General features: G+C 37.9%; 20 protein-coding genes. 18 read left to right on the forward strand and 2 right to left on the reverse strand.

Annotated elements, in window-relative coordinates; translation table 11 throughout:
* The first annotated feature begins 336 nt into the window (after window positions 1-336).
* Window positions 337-1,743, forward strand: coding sequence for an aminotransferase-like domain-containing protein (locus tag AC6IWN_RS05690; protein WP_497991402.1), 1,407 nt, complete (start codon window positions 337-339; stop codon window positions 1,741-1,743).
* An 81-nt stretch (window positions 1,744-1,824) separates the two neighbouring features.
* Here AC6IWN_RS05690 and rpsT read toward each other — a convergent pair whose 3' ends face one another.
* Complete coding sequence (gene rpsT, locus AC6IWN_RS05695; protein ID WP_497991403.1) at window positions 1,825-2,088, reverse strand: 30S ribosomal protein S20; 264 nt, start codon at window positions 2,086-2,088, stop codon at window positions 1,825-1,827.
* Between the two features lie 245 nt (window positions 2,089-2,333).
* Between rpsT and gpr the strand changes: the two genes are divergently transcribed.
* The 6 genes from gpr to AC6IWN_RS05725 all read left to right on the forward strand — a co-directional run bounded on the left by gpr (window position 2,334) and on the right by AC6IWN_RS05725 (window position 9,520).
* Window positions 2,334-3,242 (forward strand): GPR endopeptidase, encoded by a 909-nt coding sequence (gene gpr / locus AC6IWN_RS05700; RefSeq protein WP_497991404.1) that lies wholly within the window; start codon window positions 2,334-2,336, stop codon window positions 3,240-3,242.
* Window positions 3,243-3,465: 223 nt separating this feature from the next.
* The gene (locus tag AC6IWN_RS05705; RefSeq protein ID WP_497991405.1) at window positions 3,466-4,821 is read left to right on the forward strand and encodes a stage II sporulation protein P; all 1,356 of its coding nucleotides are present in this window, start codon (window positions 3,466-3,468) and stop codon (window positions 4,819-4,821) included.
* Window positions 4,822-4,908: 87 nt separating this feature from the next.
* The gene (gene lepA, locus AC6IWN_RS05710) at window positions 4,909-6,720 is read left to right on the forward strand and encodes a translation elongation factor 4 (protein WP_497991406.1); all 1,812 of its coding nucleotides are present in this window, start codon (window positions 4,909-4,911) and stop codon (window positions 6,718-6,720) included.
* Window positions 6,721-7,207: 487 nt separating this feature from the next.
* The gene (gene hemW, locus AC6IWN_RS05715; RefSeq protein WP_497991408.1) at window positions 7,208-8,578 is read left to right on the forward strand and encodes a radical SAM family heme chaperone HemW; all 1,371 of its coding nucleotides are present in this window, start codon (window positions 7,208-7,210) and stop codon (window positions 8,576-8,578) included.
* A gap of 19 nt (window positions 8,579-8,597) precedes the next feature.
* Entirely contained in the window at window positions 8,598-9,143 is a 546-nt protein-coding gene (locus tag AC6IWN_RS05720) for a hypothetical protein (protein WP_497991409.1), read from the forward strand.
* Between the two features lie 173 nt (window positions 9,144-9,316).
* Entirely contained in the window at window positions 9,317-9,520 is a 204-nt protein-coding gene (locus AC6IWN_RS05725) for a hypothetical protein (RefSeq protein ID WP_497991410.1), read from the forward strand.
* Between the two features lie 81 nt (window positions 9,521-9,601).
* On the opposite strand, the gene AC6IWN_RS05730 is transcribed toward AC6IWN_RS05725, so the two are convergent.
* The gene (locus AC6IWN_RS05730) at window positions 9,602-10,288 is read right to left on the reverse strand and encodes a hypothetical protein (protein WP_497991411.1); all 687 of its coding nucleotides are present in this window, start codon (window positions 10,286-10,288) and stop codon (window positions 9,602-9,604) included.
* 431 nt (window positions 10,289-10,719) lie between these two features.
* On the opposite strand from AC6IWN_RS05730, the gene hrcA reads away from it, so the two are divergent.
* The 11 genes from hrcA (at window position 10,720) to AC6IWN_RS05785 (ending at window position 23,946) form a co-directional block, all read left to right on the forward strand.
* Window positions 10,720-11,748 (forward strand): heat-inducible transcriptional repressor HrcA, encoded by a 1,029-nt coding sequence (hrcA, locus tag AC6IWN_RS05735; RefSeq protein ID WP_497991412.1) that lies wholly within the window; start codon window positions 10,720-10,722, stop codon window positions 11,746-11,748.
* Window positions 11,749-11,825: 77 nt separating this feature from the next.
* Window positions 11,826-12,500, forward strand: coding sequence for a nucleotide exchange factor GrpE (gene grpE / locus AC6IWN_RS05740; protein ID WP_497992174.1), 675 nt, complete (start codon window positions 11,826-11,828; stop codon window positions 12,498-12,500).
* A 100-nt stretch (window positions 12,501-12,600) separates the two neighbouring features.
* A complete protein-coding gene (gene dnaK, locus AC6IWN_RS05745; RefSeq protein WP_497991413.1) occupies window positions 12,601-14,472 on the forward strand; it encodes a molecular chaperone DnaK in 1,872 nt (623 codons plus the stop codon).
* A gap of 179 nt (window positions 14,473-14,651) precedes the next feature.
* Window positions 14,652-15,797: a molecular chaperone DnaJ gene (gene dnaJ / locus AC6IWN_RS05750; protein ID WP_497991414.1), complete on the forward strand. Its 1,146-nt coding sequence runs from the start codon at window positions 14,652-14,654 to the stop codon at window positions 15,795-15,797.
* A 741-nt stretch (window positions 15,798-16,538) separates the two neighbouring features.
* Window positions 16,539-17,498: a 50S ribosomal protein L11 methyltransferase gene (gene prmA, locus AC6IWN_RS05755; protein WP_497991415.1), complete on the forward strand. Its 960-nt coding sequence runs from the start codon at window positions 16,539-16,541 to the stop codon at window positions 17,496-17,498.
* 529 nt (window positions 17,499-18,027) lie between these two features.
* Window positions 18,028-18,768, forward strand: coding sequence for a 16S rRNA (uracil(1498)-N(3))-methyltransferase (locus tag AC6IWN_RS05760; protein WP_497991416.1), 741 nt, complete (start codon window positions 18,028-18,030; stop codon window positions 18,766-18,768).
* A gap of 48 nt (window positions 18,769-18,816) precedes the next feature.
* Window positions 18,817-19,620 carry a GTP pyrophosphokinase gene (locus tag AC6IWN_RS05765; protein WP_497991417.1) on the forward strand — a complete coding sequence of 268 codons (804 nt, stop codon included), beginning with the start codon at window positions 18,817-18,819 and terminating at the stop codon, window positions 19,618-19,620.
* Window positions 19,621-19,685: 65 nt separating this feature from the next.
* Entirely contained in the window at window positions 19,686-21,263 is a 1,578-nt protein-coding gene (locus AC6IWN_RS05770; protein WP_497991418.1) for an RsmB/NOP family class I SAM-dependent RNA methyltransferase, read from the forward strand.
* A 28-nt stretch (window positions 21,264-21,291) separates the two neighbouring features.
* Window positions 21,292-22,008 carry a pseudouridine synthase gene (locus AC6IWN_RS05775; protein ID WP_497991419.1) on the forward strand — a complete coding sequence of 239 codons (717 nt, stop codon included), beginning with the start codon at window positions 21,292-21,294 and terminating at the stop codon, window positions 22,006-22,008.
* Between the two features lie 139 nt (window positions 22,009-22,147).
* Entirely contained in the window at window positions 22,148-22,798 is a 651-nt protein-coding gene (locus AC6IWN_RS05780) for an HAD family hydrolase (protein WP_497991420.1), read from the forward strand.
* 71 nt (window positions 22,799-22,869) lie between these two features.
* On the forward strand, window positions 22,870-23,946 hold the full coding sequence (locus AC6IWN_RS05785) for an RluA family pseudouridine synthase (protein WP_497991421.1): 1,077 nt from the start codon (window positions 22,870-22,872) through the stop codon (window positions 23,944-23,946).
* Window positions 23,947-24,104 lie beyond the last annotated feature (158 nt).

Consider the following 24,104-nt stretch of genomic DNA (forward strand, 5'->3'; position numbering starts at 1 on the left):
TGAAATTTTTAAATTTAAATTTTTAAATTTGTAAATAATTTTACTTTTGAGAATTATAGCATTGATTATTGTACCGAACAATAATATAATTGTATGCAAAACAATATTAGTAAGATATTGGATTTGTTTATAATTTTAATTCGGAAAAATTGTAAAATGTATGGATATAAGCGTGACTATAGCATGGTTTGCTGAGTAAATATTATTACATATAATTGAGTTGTTATGTGTATATTATCTTTGTATTTGTATGGAGTATGTATGGTATTTATATGCTATATTGTGGCTATTTATATTTGTTAAATATGAATTATTGTGTGAACAGGAGGAGAAGACATGCCGGTGAATTCCTTTGAAAATTACCCGATGAGCTGGAAACCGAATTTGGTGAAAACGGAGGCACCCATTTATAAGGCGCTTGCAAACTTGCTTGAAGAAGATATCACAAATGGGAGATTGCTTCCCGGTACGAAGCTTCCTCCGCAGCGTGAACTTGCGGATTATCTTGATATCAATCTCAGCACGGTATCCAGAGCGTTCAAACTATGTGAACAGAGTGGTTTAATCTGTGCTTCGGTAGGGAATGGAACATATGTTGCAAGTGATGCAGGAAGTAACCATATCATCAAGATTAATTCTGATTCCATGCAGATAATTGAGATGGGAGCGATACTTCCCAGTATCCAGCCAAATCAATTGATGATTGAATATATGCTGAAGTTATTAACGGAGCCTGAAGTGGAGAAGCTGTTTCAATACGGAAGCACAGATTATACCCCGAGCCAGAAAGAAGCTGCGGTTAGATGGATGAAAGCAGCCAACAGGGATGTGTCTGCGGAAGATATTTTATTCTCAAGTGGAGGGCAGAATGCTATAACCGCTATTCTGTCCTCCTTATTCAAGGCGGGAGATCGAATAGGTACGGATCCCTTAACCTACCCTGGGATTAAAACAGCAGCGAAAATGTTAGGGATTCAATTAGTTCCAATTGAGTCACATGGGAATGAGATAACGGAGGAGGGCTTAATCAGTGCGTGTAAGAACGATAAGATTAAAGGGATCTATATAATCCCCGATTTTCACAATCCCACTACGCATGTAATGAGCTTAAATACGAGAAAGATGATTGGTAAGGTTGCAGAGCAGTATCAATTAATTGTAATTGAGGATGCGATAAATAGCTTGTTGGTAGAAAAGCCTCTACCACCAGTATCCTCCTTTGCACCGGAGAACAGTATTTATCTATTGAGTCTATCAAAGGTAATATCACCAGGCTTAAGGCTGGCATATATTGCAGCACCCAAGCACTTAAAAAGGGAGCTGTCCACTGCGTTATATAATCTGAATATCACGGTTTCTCCGTTTCTGCTGGAATTATCCTCAAGACTGATATTTTCCGAAAGAGCGGAAAGGATTGCGTGGGAACGAAGATCGGATACAGTTATCCGAAACGAGATAATGAATCGTGAATTAAAAGCTTATATTGTTGAAGGTCAGAATAGTTGCCCGTTTCGTTGGCTTCAGCTGCCGAATACATTTACCGGCAAGAGCTTTGAGATATGTGCAAAAAACGAGGGAGTACAGGTGTTTTCTGATGAACGCTTCCTGGTCGGCAATACGCGTCCCCGTGGATGGATAAGAATTTCCGTCACCGCTACCCGTTCCATAGAAGAACTCGAACGAGGCGTAAAGATATTAAAGCGAATCCTCGAAAGTGAGATAGAGACAGATCAGTTGTTATAGAATAGTAATCTCTTTCAAGCACGTAAAAAACCCGGAAATGTGGGTTAAACATTTCCGGGTAATAATTACACTTTGCAAAAATTAAGCGATTTTATTTACAGCCTTTGTTAAGCGAGATACTTTTCTAGCAACTGTATTCTTGTGGAATACACCCTTAGAACAAGCCTTATCGATTTCAGTGATAGCTTCAACTAAGCTTGTCTTAGCAACATCCTTATCACCTGCAACGACAGCAGCATCTACCTTCTTAATCATTGTCTTAACCTTAGACTTGATAGCCTTATTTCTTGCAGCCTTAGTAGCGTTAACTAAAATTCTCTTTTTAGCAGATTTAATATTAGCCATTTCGTATACCTCCAAAAATATTATTAATATTTAACCGGATTACTAAGGACATCAAATTGAGAGTGAGATGTTTACTCATATACGGTTATTCATAACTTGTTTCATTAAATCCGGAGACACGGACGTTCTAATGGAAACATACTCTTATATAGTAGTCGATAGTAATTGTTCTGTCAATACATAATTTAATAAACTTTGCAGAAAATAATACAAAAATAGAATAAAATATTTTGGAGGATAATCGCTTGAGTAAAATCAGAACTGACTTGGCTTTAGAGGTAAGGGAAAGCTTTCCTGAAGATGATGTTGAAATCAAGGGTGTTATACTAACCGAGAATTTTGATGAAAAGAATAATATCCGGGTATCGACTGTTGAGATTAAGGATGAAAAGGGAGCCAATGCAATGCAGAGGCCAATCGGAACCTATATTACGATCGAGGCTCCCGATATGTATCAGGGTGATGAGGATTACAATAAACCAGTTTCGCAGGAAGTAATTAAGCAACTTAAAAATCTAGCCGGTGATCTAAAAAGAGAAGAAATATTGGTGGTAGGGCTAGGCAATCGAGAGGTAACACCGGATGCATTAGGACCTCAGGTCGTAGACAATCTATTTATCACAAGACATTTAATCAGAGAATATGGTAAGGAATTTAAGGATAAGCATAAGCTAGGTAGCGTCAGCGCGATTGCGCCTGGTGTTATGGCGCAAACCGGAATGGAGACGGTAGAGATTATCAAGGGCGTAATTAAGGAGACAAATCCTAAACTGATCATTGTTATTGATGCGTTGGCTTCCAGAAGCGTTAGCCGCGTTAATACTACTATACAATTAACCGATACCGGAATTAGCCCAGGATCGGGAGTGGGTAATAACCGCAAGGCGCTGAATGAAGAGAGCCTAGGGGTTAAGACGGTAGCACTTGGTGTTCCCACCGTGGTCGCAGCTACCACAATCGTTGCGGATTCCTTAACAACGTATATGCAAAAAAGCGGTTTTAGCGAAGAGGATGTGGATAAATTTATCTCTGAGGTGATGGAACAACAGGTGGATAACATGTTTGTTACTCCGAAGAATATCGATGAATCCATAAAGAGGCTTAGTTTTACTGTATCGGAAGCATTGAATTCCTGCTTCGCACAGGCGGGATAATTTGTAGATTTATTGTACGTTGGAAGGGATTGCTATCAAAAATAACTTGTATTGTATCCAAAAAAAAATAAAAATTAATTAGCCTGATTTTCCCTTATAATTCGGTAGTTAACATAAGTTTACCAATTGTCCTTTCGGTGGGAGGGGGTAATAAAAACAAGCTGTCCGAATATAATGAATCAGGCTACATGATTATGCCGATTCATTTTGATAGGAGGAGATCATGAAAAGTATCCCAACTAAGAAAAAAATCAAGCTTTACCCAATCATATGGACGGGTATTATACTGGTATCCATCTATATAATATACCGATATGCGTCTTTATCGTTTTCGGTAAATGTTGGCCAAGCTGAGGGCACGATTAAGAATGCGTTTGTATCAAAAATCTGTAGTAAGGTGATGGAAGAAGGTTCTGCCCTGGTGAGCTATACTTCAAAAGGATATCATGGCACTTCCGGACCGTTTGATTTGATGGCAAAGCATATATCGATACAAAAATTCTCTCTCGATGATAGTTCACTCACTGCGAATGCAAAGGATAATAAGGCATTTCCGGATAGCAATGCAAAGAGCAATGATACAATTCCGGTTATGAGCACGAATGCAGTTAGTGATGAGAAAGGATATTATAAGATAAGTGGCGGAGTTACAAAGGAATATTTACTTACGAATGGATTGGTCTATAACGATTCCTTAAGCAGTAAATCAGATAATACAGAGCAGTTGATCGGATATACTCCGGGAAATGTCGATAATCTGGAAACAGAGGACGATAATGATAGTAAAGCTGTTGAAACAGTGAATATGAGCGGAGCATCAAAATATACGTTAGCACAGCTGAAGGATTTTAACTTTTTAGTCAATAATTTTTATGTTGTAGATTCTTCAACTAGAGTTACCAAAAACTTATTTAATGGAGAGAAATTAATTAGCAAAGATCTTAAGATGAAACAAAAGAATGATAAACCTCAGATTCTTATCTATCATACCCATGCTCATGAAACATATGCCGACAGTAGAACCGGTAAAATGGATGATACGGTTGTGGGAGTAGGAGATGTATTAACGGATATTCTGGAAAATACTTATCATTACAATGTGATTCATGATAAAACTGGTTATGATATTGTAAACGGTGTGCTGGATCGAAGCAGGGCGTACAACCAAGCAGAAGATGGGTTGGAAAACATAACAAAACAGTATCCATCAATTGAGGTAGTAATTGATTTACATAGGGACTCCGGCGCAGCTCGAAATGTTACAATTAATGGGAAGAAGACCGCTCAAGTAATGCTCTTTAATGGATTGAGCAGGGATAAAGACGGACCGATCAAAAGATTACCGAATCCCTATCTTCAGAGTAATCTCGCCTTTAGCCTTCAGACGCAGCTAAAAGCAAGAGAATTGTTTCCTGGGTTATTTGTAAAAAATTATTTAAAGAATTATCGTTATAATATGCAGATACGTCCGAAGACTCTGCTTGTCGAACTTGGAACACAAAATAATTCTTTGCAATCCGCAAAGAATGCAATGGAACCCTTAGCGAAGGTTTTGGATACCATACTTCAAGGTAAGTAAATGCTACCGCATTGTCTTGCCACTGAGTTATCGTTGTGTTATAATCATACAGATAAAATGCATTGTTATATACGCAGGAGGATTGACATGGCCTTAGACCAAAGTAAAATCAGAAATTTTTGTATTATTGCTCATATAGATCACGGTAAATCAACACTTGCTGACCGTATTATTGAGATGACCGGATTGCTCACCAGTCGAGAGATGCAGGCACAGGTGCTAGACAATATGGATTTGGAGAGAGAAAGAGGTATCACCATCAAAGCACAGACGATTCGTACCGTCTACAAGGCTAATGATGGGGAAGAGTACATCTTTAACTTAATTGATACCCCCGGGCATGTGGACTTTAACTATGAGGTATCCCGAAGCCTGGCTGCCTGTGAAGGAGCGATTCTTGTTGTAGATGCAGCTCAGGGCATCGAAGCGCAGACCTTGGCAAATGTATATCTGGCACTGGATCATAATCTTGATATTATGCCGGTGATTAATAAAGTTGATTTGCCAAGTGCAGACCCACAACGTGTTATTGCTGAGATAGAAGATGTAATCGGCTTAGAAGCGCAAGATGCACCATTGGTTTCTGCAAAAACGGGTCTAAATGTGGAACAGGTATTGGAGCAGATTGTAGCAAAGATTCCTGCACCCAACGGAGATCGTAATGCCCCTCTTCAGGCTCTGATCTTCGATTCAATCTATGATTCCTATAAGGGTGTTATCGTATTCTGTCGTGTGAAAGAGGGAACTATTCGAAAGGGAACCGAGATTCGCATGATGGCAACTGGTGCAACCGCGGAAGTAGTTGAGCTTGGAATATTTGGACCGGGACAATTCATTCCGACCGAAGAATTATCCGCCGGAATGGTTGGTTATGTAACAGCCAGCTTGAAGAATGTAAAGGATACCCGTGTGGGAGATACCTTAACTGATCATAAGCGTCCTTGTGCTGAACCCCTTCCCGGTTATAAAAAAGTACATCCGATGGTTTACTGCGGTATGTACCCGGCTGACGGTTCAAAATACGGCGATTTACGTGATGCATTAGAGAAGCTTCAGTTAAATGATGCAGCATTACAATTTGAACCGGAGACTTCGATTGCGTTAGGTTTTGGTTACCGATGTGGTTTCCTTGGATTATTGCATCTGGAAATCATTCAGGAAAGACTGGAACGTGAATATAATCTCGATCTTGTAACAACCGCGCCAAGTGTTATCTATAAGGTTCATAAATCAGATGGTGAAGTGATTGAAATTACCAACCCTACCAATCTACCGGATCCTTCTGAGATTGCCTTCTTAGAAGAGCCGATGGTATCCGCTGAGATCATGGTAACGACAGAGTTTGTAGGTTCCATCATGAGCTTATGCCAGGAACGAAGAGGAATTTATCTTGGCATGGAATATATTGAACAGACCAGAGCGCTTTTAAAATACGAATTGCCACTGAATGAAATTATTTATGATTTCTTTGATGCTCTAAAATCCAGATCGAAAGGATATGCTTCCTTTGATTATGAATTAAAAGATTATGTACAGTCAGAACTAGTGAAGCTGGATATCTTAATCAACAAAGAGGAAGTGGATGCATTAACCTTTATCGTTCATGCGGAAAGTGCTTATGAACGCGGAAGAAAAATGTGTGAGAAGTTAAAGGAAGAGATACCTAGACAGCTCTTTGAAATCCCGATCCAGGCAGCGATCGGAAGTAAAGTAATTGCTCGTGAGACCGTAAAGGCGATGCGTAAGGATGTACTTGCAAAATGCTACGGCGGTGATATCACCCGTAAGAAGAAGCTTCTTGAGAAGCAAAAAGAAGGTAAGAAGAGAATGCGTCAGGTTGGTAATGTAGAGATTCCGCAGAAGGCATTCATGAGCGTTCTAAAATTGGATGAGGATTAGAGTACACGCTTATCCATTTAGTAATTAAAATTTTGTTTCTGGATAATGACAGGCAATCGAATAACTCAATTAATGAATAGATTAATTGGTAAAGTAGATTTCATATGTTTAAGTTAATATAGGGACAATATAAAGTAGGCTGTTTGCGTATTTGTATTCTATAAGTGATGTGGTAAAATAATAATTATCATTCAAACACTTTGGAGTACGAGATACGAAACAGCCTTTCTAATATAATAAGGGTGATATCTGAGCTGGATTATAAGGTTACAGTTCACGAGTAATGAGTCTTCGCACCAGAAAAAAGCAGAATGAGTAATGAGACTTTGCATCAGAGAAAAACAGAATGAGTAATGAGTCTTTGCATAAGAAGAAAACAGAATGAGTAATGAGACTTTGTATCAGAGGAAAATAGAATGAGTAATGAGTCTTTGTACCAGATGGAAATAGAATGGCTAATGAGACTTTGTATCAGGGAGAAAAAACAATGAATAATCAGTATGTGTCACAGGGAGAAAGTAAAGTGAATATAGAGCTTATACCACATGAAAAAAGGAATAAGAAGAAAATACGTGACCTAGGAATCTATATACACATCCCTTTTTGTGCGAAAAAATGTGACTATTGTGATTTCTTATCCGCTCCCTGTACGGACAAGGAGATGAAGGAATATTTTGAAGCACTTTACGTAGAGATTGAGCAATACCGTGGACAAATGAATTCCTATGTGGTTCCGACCATATTTATTGGTGGCGGAACCCCGTCCGTTGTTGCATCTTCTTATATAGAAAGAACTCTGATTTTAGTAGGAGAGATATTTCACATTGATAGGTCCAGATTGGAAGCAACAATAGAGATAAATCCGGGTACCGTAACGAAGGAGAAGCTGAAAAGCTATCAAAAAGCCGGTATTAACCGAATCAGTTTTGGCTTGCAATCTACGAATAACGAGGAACTTAAAGTATTAGGAAGGATTCATACCTTTGAACAATTTGAGCAAAATTATCTTCTTGCCAGAGAATTAGGGTTTACAAATATCAATATCGATTTAATGTCGGCACTTCCCGGACAAACCTGTGAAAGCTGGGAGAGGACGTTAAATCAAGTATTACAACTAAATCCAGAGCATATCTCTGCCTATAGCCTGATCATAGAAGAAGGGACCAAATTCTATGATATGTATAGTGAAAGGGCAGAGAGTCACGAACTTTTACCGGATGAAGAAACGGATCGACAGATATACCACCGAACAAAGGAATTACTAATAAATAGTGGCTATCATCGCTATGAAATATCGAATTATTCAAAACCGGGCTATGAATGCAGGCATAATCTGTCCTACTGGATCGGTATAGAGTATTTAGGATTGGGACTTGGTGCTTCCTCCTATATGGACGGAGCTAGGTTCTCGAATGTAGATGAATTAGGAAGGTATATTCAGATATGTAATCATAAAACTGATGTCAATATAATAGAAAGAATAGATGAAAAGAGTGGTAAAGAAGAAAAAAATAGTGAGAAGATAATAGAGAAAGCTACGAGCTCCTTTGAAATAAATGATAACAAACTCTTTAATCATAAGAACGATATGTTATTAAATCTTCACAAAGATTACCACATTCTCAAAAAAGAAGAGCGGATGGAGGAATTCATGTTTTTGGGTTTAAGAGTCTGCGCAGGAATTGGTAAGAGTGATTTTTGTAATCGCTTCCGGATGCCAATTGAAGAGATATACGGTACAACACTGGAAGCGTTAACTACGAAGAAGCTGATTGTCAACGAAGGGGATAATATTAAGTTGACTGAGTATGGTGTAGATATCAGTAATTATGTACTTGCTGAGTTCTTGTTAGATTGATATTGATACGGAGGAGAAAATGAGAAAATATTCAGTTTTATTAATGTCATGTGTATTAACATTATTAATAGTGTTTGGATTGCAGTCATCACTTTTTGTGATAAGAACGGATATTGGAGTTTCAGGAATTATAATATTGGCAATATTATTTGTTTTATCTGTTCTATCCATGATTTGTACTAGATTGACCTTACGTTCCCGCGAAAAACAGTCTCCTTACACTCCTATATTCTTGATCGGAACGGGAATTCTTCTTTTTATTACAAATATGATTAATTTAGGAAGATTTTTATTTGTAGTTAATATTAATATAATGGGCGAAGTACTCATGTTTACATTTTTTATGACAGGAGCAATCGTATATTATATCTGGTTTTGGTATAGGAATAGTTTATGGCTTCTGCTAATAGCCGGTAATTCTCATACTGCAGCATTTTCACAGATAAAATACCTCATTCCCAAGGAATATAAAGTTGAGTTTTGTATTATTAATGCGATATTGGGATTGTCAATCTATGCTTTTATGATTTATCGATTTTGGAGAAGGTACAAGCTGGAAAAATAGTCTTACATAATTGATACAAAAAGAGATATGAATAAGATTACATTACTCCAATATACTAATCAATAACGCAAACTTATCATGTGATAATTCTAGAACTTCTTGTCATGATATGCGCCAATAATCAAAGAAAATTACTTGGTATGATTGTGAAAACATTAGAATAGGAGTATATAATGGAACGTAAATCGAATGAAGTTATAAAAAATGAGGTACGAAATGGGAATATACGAGGAATATTAAGAGCAGATTTATCTGCGCAAGAACAAATAAAGGAAGAAATTCTAATGGATGGGAATGAGTTGGCGAGTCAACCGGCAACAAACCGAGCTATTAAAGTAACCCCAACCGTTGATTTGCAAAAGGATTCCTTGAGTTAGTGAATAGGAATGAGCGGATGCACAAGAGGATATAAAAACAATCGATTGTGCATCCGCTCGTTTTTTATTTCATAATTCTACTTATAAAATATAATGAGATAATGTACTAAAGATAAAGCTTATAATTTTAAATTTTTCAAAAACCATACCAACTAAAAGTGCCAGTATGAGAATTCTGATCCCTTTATGATGACTATGCCCTACTGAAAACAATATTAACAGTACAATTGCAAAAATTACATTTAGTAGCTCTGTTACACATTGTTCGAAAAAAATATAGCTGTAAAAACGATATCCCAATGTAAATAACACTGCAACCGGTAAAGAAGCAATTATATCTGAAAAACAACCATTTCCTTTGCCATACCATATAATCCAGGCACAAATTGAGGATGTAAATGCGAATATAATCCAGTATAAAATTACGGAAGTTGAGTAAAAGCCACATATAAAACGGCTGTAAAGATAGTAACCAGACAACATGGCAAGAAAAAAACAAGTGTTATTAATCATGGCATATAGAGGGGTATAACTATACATTGCAATAATAGTTGCGATAAAAATCCATATTCCCAGGCTTGTAGTTATGTATGATATACAATGAATGAATGCCCCATATACTCCAGCATTGCTTGCAACGGTATCACTATATTTTGAGATAATTCCAAATATAAATCCAAACAATACGATAGTAATAAAAAATATGACTATATTTCTTTTTTTGATGTGATGCGCAGGTTCTCTAATCGCATTTAATTTTTCTTTCATTGGATGTTTCTCCTAAATAATCTATTATAGTGTTCGGTGTGAATTCACACGCATTATTTTCAAAATCATCTTACATCATATCTCATAATTTTTCCATACCGTAAAGAGGTATTATTTAGTTCGTTCTAATTTTATGTAATCATATTCTCTTTATATTGTTGGATCGTGCGATTCATTTTACCAAGGATAGATATTATGTATCTTTGAAGAATTCTCCAGTTTAGAATTAGTTTCTTCTTATATAATAACTTGTAAAAGCACTAGATTAGAGAATGATTAAAATTCGTGATTTCATCACAATAAATTTATAAAATGCCTTGACAAAAGAAATGGGTAGTGATATTTTATATATAGAAATTAGCACTCTACTTGATTGAGTGCTAACAATACAAACGAAGGTGTCTTATACGAAGAGGAATTGAGGGCTGGTTATGCAAGAGTTGGATGAGCGAAAACTTAAGATTTTGCAAGCTATTATTCGTAATTATCTGGAGACCGGTGAACCGGTCGGTTCAAGAACCATTTCAAAATATACCGATTTAAACCTTAGTTCCGCAACAATACGGAATGAGATGGCTGATTTGGAGGAACTCGGATTTATTATTCAACCTCATACTTCAGCAGGACGCATACCTTCCGATAAAGGATATCGGTTATATGTTGATATGCTATTGCAGAATAAGGTTCAGGAAGTAGATAATATGAGAGAAATCTTAATCCAGAAGGCAGACCGTCTTGAGAATCTTCTTCAACAGGTAGCGAAGTTACTTGCAGTAAATACACAATATACAACTTTGGTTACGACACCTCAATATAAGAAAAAAGTTAAATTCATACAGCTTACGGAGATGGATGAGAATCAGTTGCTTGCCGTAATCGTATTTGAACGTAATATTGTAAAGAATAAAATTATCAATATTACGACCACACTAAGTAAAGAAACTTTGCTAAAGCTTAATATTATAATTAATACATTTTTACAGGGCTTGGATTTAGGTGAGATTACGTTGCCGGTGATATCACAGATGAAGGATCAGGCAGGAGATAATCGCAATCTGGTAAATGATATTTTAGATGCGATTATGCAGGCAGTGTCCGAGGAAGATGATTTTGAGATGTATACCTCGGGAACCACCAATATCTTAAAGTACCCGGAATTAAGTGATAAAGAAAAAGCAAGCGATCTGCTCTATACACTAGAAGAAAAGAAAGCACTTTCTGATTTTATTCAGGATAAGATGGAAGATGAGGAAAGCAGAGGAATTCAGGTGTTTATCGGCGATGAGACTCCGGTAGAATCAATGAAAGAGTGTTCCGTTGTTACCGCGACCTATGAGATTGAAGAAGGAGTATATGGTAAAGTTGGTATCATCGGACCCAAACGAATGGATTATAAGAAGGTGGTTAGTACCTTACAATCCCTGATGCAACAGCTGGATGATATATTTAAAAAAGAATAATTGACGTTGACCATGAGAAAGGTGGTTTATAAACGGTGGAAGATATGGATAAAACTATAGAAGTTATGAAAGCAGCGATGGAAAAGGAGAAAGTGATGAAAGACAATTCGAATGAAACAATTGCAAACGAAGTTGGCGATGAGAATATCAATGATATTTTAAATGACAATGTAGTTGAGGAAACAGATGAGATACTTGAGGGTGAGGTTGAAACCGATGGAGAAGCTAATCCCCAAGCGGATGATGCAACAAGTGAAGGAAAAGCAGACAAAGGTGTAAAATCATTTTTCAAAAACAATAAGTCAAAGGAATTATCAGCAAAAGATCAAAAGATCGAAGAGTTAACAGATCGACTGATGAGAAATATGGCAGAGTTTGATAACTTCCGTAAACGTTCTGAAAAAGAAAAATCAGCCATGTATGACATGGGTGTGAAAAGCATCATAGAGAAGATCCTTCCCATCGTTGATAATTTTGAAAGAGGTTTTAGTACCATAACCGAGAAGGATAAGGAAAGTGCCTTTGCTCAAGGAATTGAGATGATATATAAGCAGCTAATAACCGCGCTTGATGAGATTGGGTTAAAGCCGATTGAAGCAGTGGGAAAAGAATTTGACCCGAACCTGCATAATGCAGTAATGCACGGGGAGGATGACAGCTTAGCTGAGAATATCATATCGGACGAATTCCAAAAGGGTTATATATATCGTGATATGGTGGTTCGCCACAGCATGGTTAAGGTAGTTAATTAATTCATATACACATGATTCAAGCAGGAATTACGAATGAATCAAAAACATTTTTAATCAATTACATGTTAACAAATTATAAGAAATATAGGAGGAATTGAACATGGGTAAAATAATTGGTATTGACTTAGGTACAACAAATTCATGTGTAGCCGTTATGGAAGGCGGAAAACCGGTTGTCATCGCAAATACAGAGGGTGCAAGAACTACACCATCCGTAGTAGCATTTACTAAAACAGGAGAGCGTCTGGTAGGTGAGCCTGCAAAGCGTCAGGCAGTTACAAATTCCGATAAGACTATTTCATCCATAAAGAGACACATGGGTACCGATTTCAGAATAAATATCGATGATAAGAGATATTCTCCACAGGAGATCTCTGCAATGGTTCTTCAGAAATTAAAGGCAGATGCAGAAAGCTACTTAGGCGAGAAGGTTACAGAAGCAGTTATCACTGTTCCTGCATACTTCAACGATGCGCAAAGACAGGCAACAAAGGATGCGGGTAAGATAGCAGGTCTTGATGTTAAGAGAATTATCAACGAGCCTACGGCAGCAGCATTAGCTTATGGTCTTGATAATGAGCATGAGCAAAAAATCATGGTATATGATTTAGGTGGTGGTACTTTCGACGTATCTATCATCGATATCGGTGACGGTGTTATTGAAGTTTTAGCAACCTCCGGTGATAACAGACTTGGTGGTGATGACTTCGATGATAAGATTACAAGATTCATGATTGAAGAATTCAAGAAATCTGATGGTGTTGATTTATCCACGGATAAAATGGCTCTTCAGAGATTAAAGGAAGCAGCAGAAAAGGCGAAGAAGGAATTATCTTCTTCTACAACAACAAACATTAACCTTCCTTTCATTACTGCAACCGCAGAAGGACCAAAGCATTTTGATTTAAACTTAACTCGAGCAAAATTCGATGAGTTAACTCATGATTTAGTAGAAAGAACTGTAATTCCGGTTCAGAATGCACTTCGTGATGCAGGATTAAACGCTTCCGATGTTAAGAAAGTATTATTAGTTGGTGGTTCTACTCGTATTCCTGCAGTACAGGATAAAGTAAGACAATTAACCGGTCAGGAACCTTCTAAAACATTAAATCCGGATGAATGTGTTGCAATCGGTGCTTCCATCCAGGGTGGTAAATTAGCAGGCGATGCTGGTGCAGGTGATATTCTTCTTCTTGACGTAACTCCATTGTCATTATCAATCGAGACTCTTGGTGGAGTAGCTACAAAGTTAATCGAGAGAAATACGACTATCCCTACTAAGAAAAGTCAGGTATTCTCTACAGCAGCTGATAACCAGACAGCAGTTGATATCAACGTAGTACAGGGTGAAAGACAATTTGCAAAGGATAACAAGAGCCTTGGACAATTCCGTCTGGATGGTATCCCTCCAGCAAGAAGAGGAATTCCTCAGGTCGAAGTTACCTTTGATATCGATGCGAATGGTATCGTAAATGTTTCTGCTAAGGATCTTGGAACAGGTAAGGAACAGCACATTACCATTACAGCTGGATCCAACCTCTCCGACTCTGATATTGATAAGGCTGTTAAGGAAGCAGCTGAGTTTGAAGCTCAGGATAAGATTCGTAAGGAAGCAGTAGATGTAAGAAATGATGCAGACTCCATGATATTCCAGACGGAGAAGGCTTTAACAGAAGCTGGTGACAAGATTGATGCGGATGCAAAAGCAACGGTAGAAGCAGATCTTACAAGATTAAAAGAATTAGTTGAAAAATCCAATCCTGAGGTTATGTCCGAGGGTGAGGTTGAAGACATCAAAGCAGCGAAAGAAAAATTAATGACCGACGCACAGGCATTATTTGCTAAGTTATATGAGCAAAGCGGAGCAGCAGGTGCAGGCCCTGATATGTCAGGTGCAGGTGCAGGTGCTGGTACAGGAAATGCTGGCGGAAACAATGATGATGTTGTGGATGGAGATTACCGCGAGGTATAATTCATTGTAGGGGCATACCCATTGTAAAGTGAAAAGAGAAATTCCGGTCACAGAATGGAGTTTCTTCCATATTAATAAATTGAGGCATAAGGCGGTCAGGATTGACTGCCTATTTGCCGATTTACACAAACCAACAAAAGGGTAAGACATACATTGTTAGTATGAAAGGTGAAGGAAAGATGGCAGATAAACGCGATTATTATGAGGTCTTAGGTGTCAATAGGACAGCGACGGATGATGAATTAAAAAAGGCGTATAGACAGATGGCTAAGAAATACCATCCCGATACCAATCCGGGGGACAAAGAGGCAGAGGCAAAATTCAAAGAAGCTTCCGAAGCCTATGCTGTACTTAGCGATGCGGATAAGCGCAGACAATATGATCAGTTCGGGCACGCAGCTTTTGAAGGCGGAGCAGGTGGAGGTGCCGGTGGCTTCGGCTTTGAGGGAATGGATATGGGAGATATCTTCGGGGATATCTTTGGAGATCTATTTGGTGGCGGACGTTCCAGACGTGCGAATAACGGTCCTATGCAGGGCGCTAATCTACGTACATCTGTCAGAATTACATTTGATGAAGCGGTATTTGGTACAGAGAAGGAATTGGAATTAACATTAAAGGATGAGTGTGGAACCTGCCACGGCTCTGGAGCAAAACCGGGAACATCATCCGATACCTGTCACAAATGTGGTGGTAAAGGTCAAGTGGTTTATACACAGCAATCCCTGTTTGGTATGGTTCGTAATGTTCAGACTTGTCCTGATTGTAAGGGAACCGGTAAGATAATTAAAGAAAAATGTCCGGATTGCTATGGCTCTGGCTACATTAGCAGCAAAAAGAAAATTAAAGTTACCATTCCGGCAGGTATTGATATCGGTCAGAGTGTTAGAATCAGAGGAAAAGGTGAACCGGGTACAAATGGTGGACCAAGAGGAGACTTACTTGTTGAAGTAGATGTAAGTAGACATCCGATCTTCCAACGTCAGGATTATGATATCTACTCAACCGCTCCGATTTCCTATGCAACAGCTGTTCTTGGCGGTGATGTAAGAATTAGTACCGTAGACGGTGATGTTCTTTATACCGTTAAACCGGGAACTCAGACTGATACAAGAGTTCGCCTTCGTGAAAAGGGTGTGCCGAGTCTTCGTAATAAAGCGGTACGTGGAGATCACTATGTAACTTTAGTGGTGCAGATACCATCGGGACTCAATTCAGAGCAGAAAGATCTTTTGCGAAAGTTCGATGATGCCATGAATGGAAAAACAACACCGGAAGCTCCTGAAGGTGATAAAGAAAAAGGAAAGAAAAAATTCTGGAAATAAACGATAAGACTTAAAGGCAAAAGACATTAAGGTCAAGGACTTTAAAACTAAGGACTTTTAAAACCACAAATTTTGGTATCCTTATTACGTCTTCGATGAATTCGCTGTGTTTCACTAATGGAGTTGTCATATAGTTATAGCAGGGTCAAAAAGGCGAAAACTCCTCGCTTCGCTCGTCAGACATTCAATTTTTTGACCCTATACTATATTCCAACTCCATAAGTGAAAACATCAGCTCTTTCATAGGCGAGTAATAAGGATATCAAATTTGTGGTTTCCTTTCGTTCGTGGATTATAAATGGCTTTTAAGTTAAATGGTTTTTCACTTTAATTTTTAATATGGTTTATTCATAAAATTTTTCCTCACCGAAGGGAAAAAAGGATGATTGTTTGTGATGTTTCAGTTGGTCATTGATTAGAGGAAGTTATATATTTGATATTTCTTGCTTCGAGTTTAGTTGAATAAAGAGAGTAATAATGATACGAATAAGCGGTAGTAATAAGTGGTAGAATTATGTAATAGAAATATCTAAGTGAAATACTGAATGAAATACCTAAGTGAAATACTGAGTGGAACAAACTAGTATTGTAAGGACTATTATGATATTAAGAAATGTTAATTGGTTTTATTGAGTAATGGGATTATGGTTTTTTACTATTTATATATGATTAAAATACGATTACACCCCAAATTTGTGCTGACGCCCAAATTCGCGGGTATTAGTAGCCTGGAGGAATAATATGAAGTGGACGAAATTCACCTTGGAGACAACGACGGAAGCAGTTGATCTTGTGAGTGATTTGTTAAATGATCTTGGGATTGAAGGAATTGAGGTTAGTGATAATCTTGGTATTTCGGAAGAGGACAAGAAAAAGATGTTTATAGACATCCTTCCTGAGCTTGAAGAGGATGATGGTTCTGCAACCGTAAGCTTTTATATTGATACGGAGCAAGATTCTGAGCAGGTTTTAAACAGTGTGAAAGAAGGACTGAAAGAGATGTCTGCTTATGTCTCGGTCGGTAGTGGTGAGATTACGATATCCGAGACAGAGGATAAGGACTGGGTGAATAATTGGAAGGAATTTTTTAAGCCTTTTCGTGTGGATGATACCATCGTCATAAAGCCGACCTGGGAAGAGCTTACGGATGTGAAAGAAGATGATTTGGTCATTGAGATAGACCCGGGAACTTCCTTTGGAACCGGAGCACATGAAACAACAAAACTTTGTATTATTGGCATGAAAAAGCATATCAAGCCGGAGTCTGTAGTTTTGGATGCAGGTAGCGGAAGTGGTATACTATCAATTATTGCAAAGAAGTTGGGTGCAAAAGAAGTCATGGGAATTGATATTGACGAGAATGCGACTAATGCTGCGATGGAAAATGCCCAAGTGAATAAACTATCTTTACAAGAGGGTAATTTAACCTTTGTCACAGGTAATATGATTGAGGACGATGGAATTCGAACAAGCCTAGGTGAGGAAAAGTACGATATGGTGGTTGCGAATATTCTTGCAGACGTTATAATCCCGCTGTCCGATGTTATCGGTGAGAATTTGAAACCAGGTGGCATCTTCATTAGCTCGGGTATTATTAATATGAAAGAAGAAGCAGTTCGAAATGCACTTGAAAAAAATCATTTTTCGATTCTTGAAGTAAACAGAATGGGAGACTGGGTATCCTTTGTTACTAAAAAATAATTTTATTGTTATAATCTACAATATAAAAATTGTGATGAAATAATCTGATTCGGATACAATAATATCAGACCTGAAATCAAGGTGAAAAGTAATACATTTTCCATATAATTATTATTTCATGTGGTGAAATAGGTTTAGATGAAAGGTATGGTATTATTATGAGTAGAAATAAAAGCTTCATGCCGGAAGATGAAAAAGAAGAAATTGCAAAGAATTGGGTGTGTATAATAAAGTGAAGCAAAACGGATGGGGCGAAGTTTCCTCTAAGGATTGCGGTAATATCGTAAAAAAGGCATTCGAAAAAACAGAAAAGTACGGGTTGAAAAAGTAATATTAATGTTTCTATCTGAAATGTAATCGAGTGATAGCTGCGCTGGTTACATTTCTTTTTTTAAAATGTTATTGAACATATGTTCTGAATCATATATAATACTTATGGGAAATGTCACATATGCTATCTGTGCAGGAAGGTAATTCAACCGTTACATAAGGTGTTCTTGCGTACATTAACTATTACAAGGAGAAAATCATGCATCGTTTTTATGTAAATACGAATCAAATTAATGGCAGCACAATTACAATTGAAGGTCAGGATGTAAATCATATAAAGAATGTACTACGAATGAAGCAGGGTGAGGAAATTGTAATTTGTAATGGACACGGAAAAGATTGTTATTGTATAATTAGTAAGGTATCTGACAGTGAGATTTTGGCAGATATTCAGTCGGAACAAGACACCGGAACAGAATTAAAGACAAAAATCACACTTTTTCAAGGACTTCCAAAGAAGGATAAGATGGAGCTCATCATTCAAAAAGCGGTTGAGCTGGGTATATATGAAATCGTACCGGTGATGACGAAGCGTGTTGTAGTGAAGCTGGAAGATAAGAAAAAAGAAGCGAAGAAACTAGAGCGCTGGCAGGCAATTGCAGAAGGAGCAGCAAAGCAATCCGGGAGAGGAATTATTCCGAAGATCCTGCCGGTACAAACGTATAAAGAAGCATTAAAAAATGCATCCAATATGAGCATTGGAATTATTCCTTATGAAAATGCAAAAGGAATGCAATATACCAGAGAAGTTATAGACAATCTGTCACGTCATTCCTCCATCGCAGTGTTTATCGGACCGGAGGGTGGTTTTGAAGATGGGGAAATAGAGCAGGCTACCCAACAGGATATCATTCCGATAACCCTGGGAAGGAGAATTCTGCGTACAGAGACGGCAGGACTTTGTGTGCTGTCTATGATGGTATTAAAGTTAGAGGAGTGATGGCAGGGGTTGGTGCCTCATTTCGTTGTAAGGTAGGAGGTAGGTATTATGGAGATACAGCTTTGGAGAGAAATTCTAGACCCATATTCCTTAGCAGTTGATGAATTAGTAACGAAATTTAACCATATCATAGATGAATACAGACATGTGGGGGCGTACTCACCAATAGAGCAGGTAACAGGTAGAGTAAAAACCATTTCAAGTATTCTTGAGAAATCCCAGAAGAAAGGGATTGATTTAAAGAATTTTGAGAATACCATGGAGGATATAGCCGGTATTCGAGTTATCTGCCAGTTTGTTGAGGATATTGATAAAGTAGTTGATATCATTAAGATGAGATCGGATATGCGAATTAAGAGTGAGAAGGATTATATTAGTAACCGGAAGCAAAGTGGTTACCGTTCTTTTCATCTGATAGTGTACTATGATGTAGAAACGTTAAAAGGAAAGAAGGAACTACAGGTCGAAATTCAGATTCGCACGCTTGCGATGAATTTTTGGGCAACGATTGAACATTCTCTACAATATAAATACAAAAAGAATATGCCGGAACATATCAGAGAACGTCTGGCTTCCGCTGCTGAAGCAATATTGATATTGGATCGGGAGATGTCTGCAGTTAGAGATGAGATTATGGATGCGCAAAATTCATTTACCGTAAAAGCGAATATCGTTGCGGATATACTCACCAATATACAGAACCTGTATAAAGTTGCGAATAAGCAAGAGGTTGTTAAGATACAGGATGAGTTCTTTCGTATCTATCAGAATGGGGATCAAGAGGAGCTTAGAAAGTTCAGCGATGAACTGGATATGATATCTGCCCGATATAGAGCACAGAGCTTAAGATAAAAGTACATTAGAAATCAAGCATATTAACAGAGTTTCATTACGAAATATACTAATGGAGTGAGATAATGAATTTACCAAAATTATTTGAGGACAGAATGAGAGAACTTTTGGGGGAGGAAGAATACGAGGAGTATTTAAAGTGTTACTCAAAGCCACATTACGGTGGCTTGAGGGTAAACTCCTTAAAATCAACCCCGGAGGATTTCGAAAAGATCTGTCCTTATTCTATAAAGAGAATCCCCTGGGTGAAGAACGGATATTATTATAATACGGGAGAACAACCCTCTAAACACCCATATTACTATGCCGGATTATATTATATTCAGGAGCCGAGTGCGATGACACCGGCTAGCCTGTTACCGATTCAAAAAGGGGACAAGGTACTTGATATCTGCGCGGCTCCGGGTGGAAAGAGCACTGAGCTTGGAGCAAAGCTAGGCGGAGAAGGAGTACTGGTTTCGAATGATATCAGTAATTCGAGGGCGAAGGCTCTATTAAAAAATATTGAGTTATTTGGTATCCGTAATGCGCTAGTTGTTTCAGAGGCACCGAGTAAGCTGGCTCAATATTTCCCGGAGTATTTTGATAAAATATTAATTGATGCGCCATGTTCCGGAGAGGGAATGTTTCGTAAAAGCCCTGCTATTATGAGAAACTGGGAGCAATACGGTGTTGAATATTATAATAAACTTCAGAAGGAAATTATCCTGTTTGGAGCGTCTATGCTAAAGCCCGGTGGGTATATGCTTTATTCTACTTGTACCTTTTCTCCGGAAGAGAATGAAGGAACGATAACCTATCTTCTGGATCAATGCCCGGAGTTTCGCGTGGTTAATGCAATTCCTGATGAACAGGTACTGAAGGAACTTGGATTGTCGTTTGAAGGGTTCGATTTTGGAAAACCTGAGTGGGTAGAAGGCAGAGAAGGAAGAGAAGAGTTAAAACATTGTATTCGCTTATGGCCGCACAGGATTAACGGAGAGGGTCACTTTGTAACCTTATTGTATAAGGAAAAGGCAAATGATCAAGACATAGTTGACGGTAAGGATGAAGAAATTGTTCCATCTGAAACGGACACGAATTTGAACTGTGATGAAGAAAAATATAGCAACGGGAATGGATCCAAATCGCTTACCAAGAAGAAAGAATCGAAGCAAAAACATGCAAAAGACAATGTAATATCAAAAGCTTCGATGAATAACATAAACACATTGAAGAAAGCAGTTAATTCCCTATCTGAGGAAGCAATGGAATTTTTAAAGGAACTGCAATGTTCAATTGATTATAACCAAATCGTGGTACGTGACGAGCGGGTTTATCTATTACCTTACGGACTGCCAAACTTGAGCGGGCTTCGTATTCTCAGACATGGTTTATTGCTGGGAGAGATGAAGAAGCAACGTTTCGAACCGTCACAGGCGTTAGCGAATTCCTTAAAAATAACCGATTACAAGAAAACAATTCGTATGTCTGTGGAAGATCCGAATGTAATTCGTTATCTAAAATGTGAATCCATCGATCTAAATCAGGAATATTCGGATGGCTGGTATCTCGTATGCGTGGAGGAGTATCCGCTAGGATGGTTAAAGATTGCCAAGAATAATGTTAAGAATAAGTATCTCCCAGGGTGGAGATGGGTTTAATAATACGCAAAGGTAGGAGGAGAGTGTGATGGGAATTCGTTTGGATAAGTACCTGTCGGATATGGGAGTTGGTACGAGAAGCGAATTAAAAACATGGATTCGCAAGGGTCGGGTAAAAATCAATGATGAGATATGTAACAAGCCTGACACAAAGGTGGATATTCAAAGTGATATCATACTCTTGGATGATAAGAAGGTCAATTATGTTGAATATGTTTACTATATGCTTCACAAACCTACCGGAGTAGTTTCTGCTACGATAGATAATGTCAGTAAAACAGTTATGGAGCTTATTCATGATAAACAGGGCAAGGAATTATTTCCGGTGGGAAGACTGGATAAGGATACGGAAGGGCTTTTGCTTATCACCAATGACGGAGAACTGGCTCATCGGCTATTATCTCCGAAAAAACATGTGGATAAGGTTTATTATGCGAAGGTGAAGGGGATTGTAACAACAGAAGATATCAAAGCCTTTGAAGAGGGAGTAAACATCGGAGAGGAGAAGCTTACCATGCCGGCTCATCTGAATATCCTTTTCTCCGGTGAGATATCAGAGATTGAGTTAACGATTCAGGAAGGAAAATTCCATCAAGTTAAGCGTATGTTTGAAGCGGTTGATAAAGAAGTGATTTATTTGAAGAGGCTTTCCATGGGTGCTCTGAAGCTGGATGAAAGACTTGCCCCGGGTGAATACCGTGAGCTGACGAAGGAAGAACTTGATAATCTTAATTCAAATAGTTAAACTCGGAATCCTTGATTGGTTAATATAAACAAATATGAAATAGATAAATCTATTTCTTGACTTTGGTTTTGATAAAGTAATTAGAGATAAACTTGATAAGACACAATACAGAATATACAGTAGAATGGATGTGAATAGAATGCTAAAGGATATAGATGCAGTGATTTTTGATTTGGACGGTACCTTGGTTGATTCCATGTGGTTGTGGAAGAGCATTGATATCGAATATTTAGCTCGTTATGGAATAGAATTGCCGGACGATTTGCAAAAATGTGTGGAGGGAATGAGCTTTTCAGAGACAGCGGTATATTTTAAGGAGCGCTTTGGAGTTCCAGACCCGGTGGATGTAATCAAAAGTGATTGGAATAAGATGGCTTGGGATAAATATCTCCATGAGGTTCCGCTAAAAGAAGGCGTGCTGGATTTCTTAAAGCATTTAAAGGAAGAGGGTATCCCTGCAGGAATTGCCACCAGTAACTCGAAGGAATTGGTATCTTTAGTAATAGAAAAATTAGGTGTGGAAGAGTACTTTTCTTCGATTCGAACTTCCTGTGAGGTAGCCAAGGGAAAACCTTCTCCAGACATTTACTTATTAGTTGCAAAGGATCTTGGTGTTGATCCGACCAGATGTCTGGTCTTTGAAGATATCTTGACTGGTGTGATGGCAGGGAAGAATGCAAATATGAAGGTTTGTGCAGTGTATGATGAATATTCTGCTGGGGAACAGGATGAGAAGATTAAAATGGCGGATTACTATGTGATTACCATGTCCGAAGTATTAGAAAAATAGTATAGGAAGTTGTCAGGTTATATTTCTCTTTGCAAAGAACAATGATCAGACGAATAAAATTGGAGAAAACGATGAAGCAGATATATGTTCAACAGAATGAAGCAGGACAAAGACTGGATAAGCTACTTGCCAAGGTGCTCAATAAGGCGCCAAAGAGTTTTATCTATAAGATGCTTCGCAAAAAGAATATTACACTGAATGGGAAAAAGGCGGAAGGTTCGGAAAAGTTATCCTTACAGGATGAGATCAAGTTGTTTTTATCCGATGAAACAATTGCGCAATTTAGTGAAGTAGAAGAAACAACGATTGTGGATGCAAAGCTTGATATTATCTATGAGGATCAGCATATACTGATTGTCAATAAGCCGCTTGGAGTACTATCACAGAAAGCGGAAAAAGATGATATCTCCATGGTAGAGTATGTTATCTCTTATCTGATTACTTCAAATCAGATAACGAAGGAACAACTTGCAAGCTTTAAACCCTCAATCTGTAATCGACTGGATCGTAACACAGGTGGAATATTAATCGCTGGAAAATCACTTCTTGGATTACAGGAGATGGCGAGATTATTTAAGGATCGTTCCCTGAATAAATATTACCTTTGTATCGTAAAAGGGAAAGTGGAAGAGAAGAAAAGGATCGAAGGATACCTTAGTAAGGATGAAGACAAAAATCAAGTGAAAATCTACCCGAAGCAGGTGGAGAACACCGAATATATCTGCACAGAGTACGAACCGATTGCTTATTCTAAGAATGCACTAAAGGATAAAGAAACCTTACACGAAGAGATACTTCAAAGAAACAAGGTGAAAAAAGAGGATATCAATAATACTGCTACGACTTCTGATTCAGAGGACATTTACGGAAGCTTTACTTTACTTCAGGTTAAGCTGATTACAGGACGTTCCCACCAGATTAGGGCACATCTTGCATCCATCGGACACCCAATAATTGGTGATTTTAAATATGGTAATCAAAAAACAAATCATTATTTTAAAAAGAACTATAACTTAAAGAATCAGTTATTGCATTCTCATCGAATGGTATTCCCTGAGATAAACGGGGAACTGTCATACTTATCGAATAAGGAATTCGTTGCTGAAATTCCAGAACAATTTAAAAAGATTAAGAGCGAATTATTCTAAATTATAACTGCCTTTATCATGATATTATGCTCCATCAATAATTTTGTAGCATAAATATTTAGGAAATATGCTATACAACTATTGTGCAATAATATTTTTTAAGATAGACGTTAATCTATTAGCATTAGCGCGTTTGGTTCTACAATCAACAAAATGAA

This window comes from Variimorphobacter sp. HTMS_6 (genome assembly GCF_059717775.1).

Excerpts from the sequence above, each read along its gene's own strand:
- AC6IWN_RS05690 (WP_497991402.1), top strand. The coding sequence starts at position 337 with ATGCCGGTGAATTCCTTTGAAAATTACCCGATGAGCTGGAAACCGAAT.
- rpsT (WP_497991403.1), bottom strand. The coding sequence starts at position 2,088 with ATGGCTAATATTAAATCTGCTAAAAAGAGAATTTTAGTTAACGCTACT.
- AC6IWN_RS05705 (WP_497991405.1), top strand. The coding sequence starts at position 3,466 with ATGAAAAGTATCCCAACTAAGAAAAAAATCAAGCTTTACCCAATCATA.
- lepA (WP_497991406.1), top strand. The coding sequence starts at position 4,909 with ATGGCCTTAGACCAAAGTAAAATCAGAAATTTTTGTATTATTGCTCAT.
- hemW (WP_497991408.1), top strand. The coding sequence starts at position 7,208 with ATGAATAATCAGTATGTGTCACAGGGAGAAAGTAAAGTGAATATAGAG.
- AC6IWN_RS05720 (WP_497991409.1), top strand. The coding sequence starts at position 8,598 with ATGAGAAAATATTCAGTTTTATTAATGTCATGTGTATTAACATTATTA.
- AC6IWN_RS05725 (WP_497991410.1), top strand. The coding sequence starts at position 9,317 with ATGGAACGTAAATCGAATGAAGTTATAAAAAATGAGGTACGAAATGGG.
- AC6IWN_RS05730 (WP_497991411.1), bottom strand. The coding sequence starts at position 10,288 with ATGAAAGAAAAATTAAATGCGATTAGAGAACCTGCGCATCACATCAAA.
- hrcA (WP_497991412.1), top strand. The coding sequence starts at position 10,720 with ATGCAAGAGTTGGATGAGCGAAAACTTAAGATTTTGCAAGCTATTATT.
- grpE (WP_497992174.1), top strand. The coding sequence starts at position 11,826 with ATGGAAAAGGAGAAAGTGATGAAAGACAATTCGAATGAAACAATTGCA.
- dnaK (WP_497991413.1), top strand. The coding sequence starts at position 12,601 with ATGGGTAAAATAATTGGTATTGACTTAGGTACAACAAATTCATGTGTA.
- dnaJ (WP_497991414.1), top strand. The coding sequence starts at position 14,652 with ATGGCAGATAAACGCGATTATTATGAGGTCTTAGGTGTCAATAGGACA.
- prmA (WP_497991415.1), top strand. The coding sequence starts at position 16,539 with ATGAAGTGGACGAAATTCACCTTGGAGACAACGACGGAAGCAGTTGAT.
- AC6IWN_RS05760 (WP_497991416.1), top strand. The coding sequence starts at position 18,028 with ATGCATCGTTTTTATGTAAATACGAATCAAATTAATGGCAGCACAATT.
- AC6IWN_RS05765 (WP_497991417.1), top strand. The coding sequence starts at position 18,817 with ATGGAGATACAGCTTTGGAGAGAAATTCTAGACCCATATTCCTTAGCA.
- AC6IWN_RS05770 (WP_497991418.1), top strand. The coding sequence starts at position 19,686 with ATGAATTTACCAAAATTATTTGAGGACAGAATGAGAGAACTTTTGGGG.
- AC6IWN_RS05775 (WP_497991419.1), top strand. The coding sequence starts at position 21,292 with ATGGGAATTCGTTTGGATAAGTACCTGTCGGATATGGGAGTTGGTACG.
- AC6IWN_RS05780 (WP_497991420.1), top strand. The coding sequence starts at position 22,148 with ATGCTAAAGGATATAGATGCAGTGATTTTTGATTTGGACGGTACCTTG.
- AC6IWN_RS05785 (WP_497991421.1), top strand. The coding sequence starts at position 22,870 with ATGAAGCAGATATATGTTCAACAGAATGAAGCAGGACAAAGACTGGAT.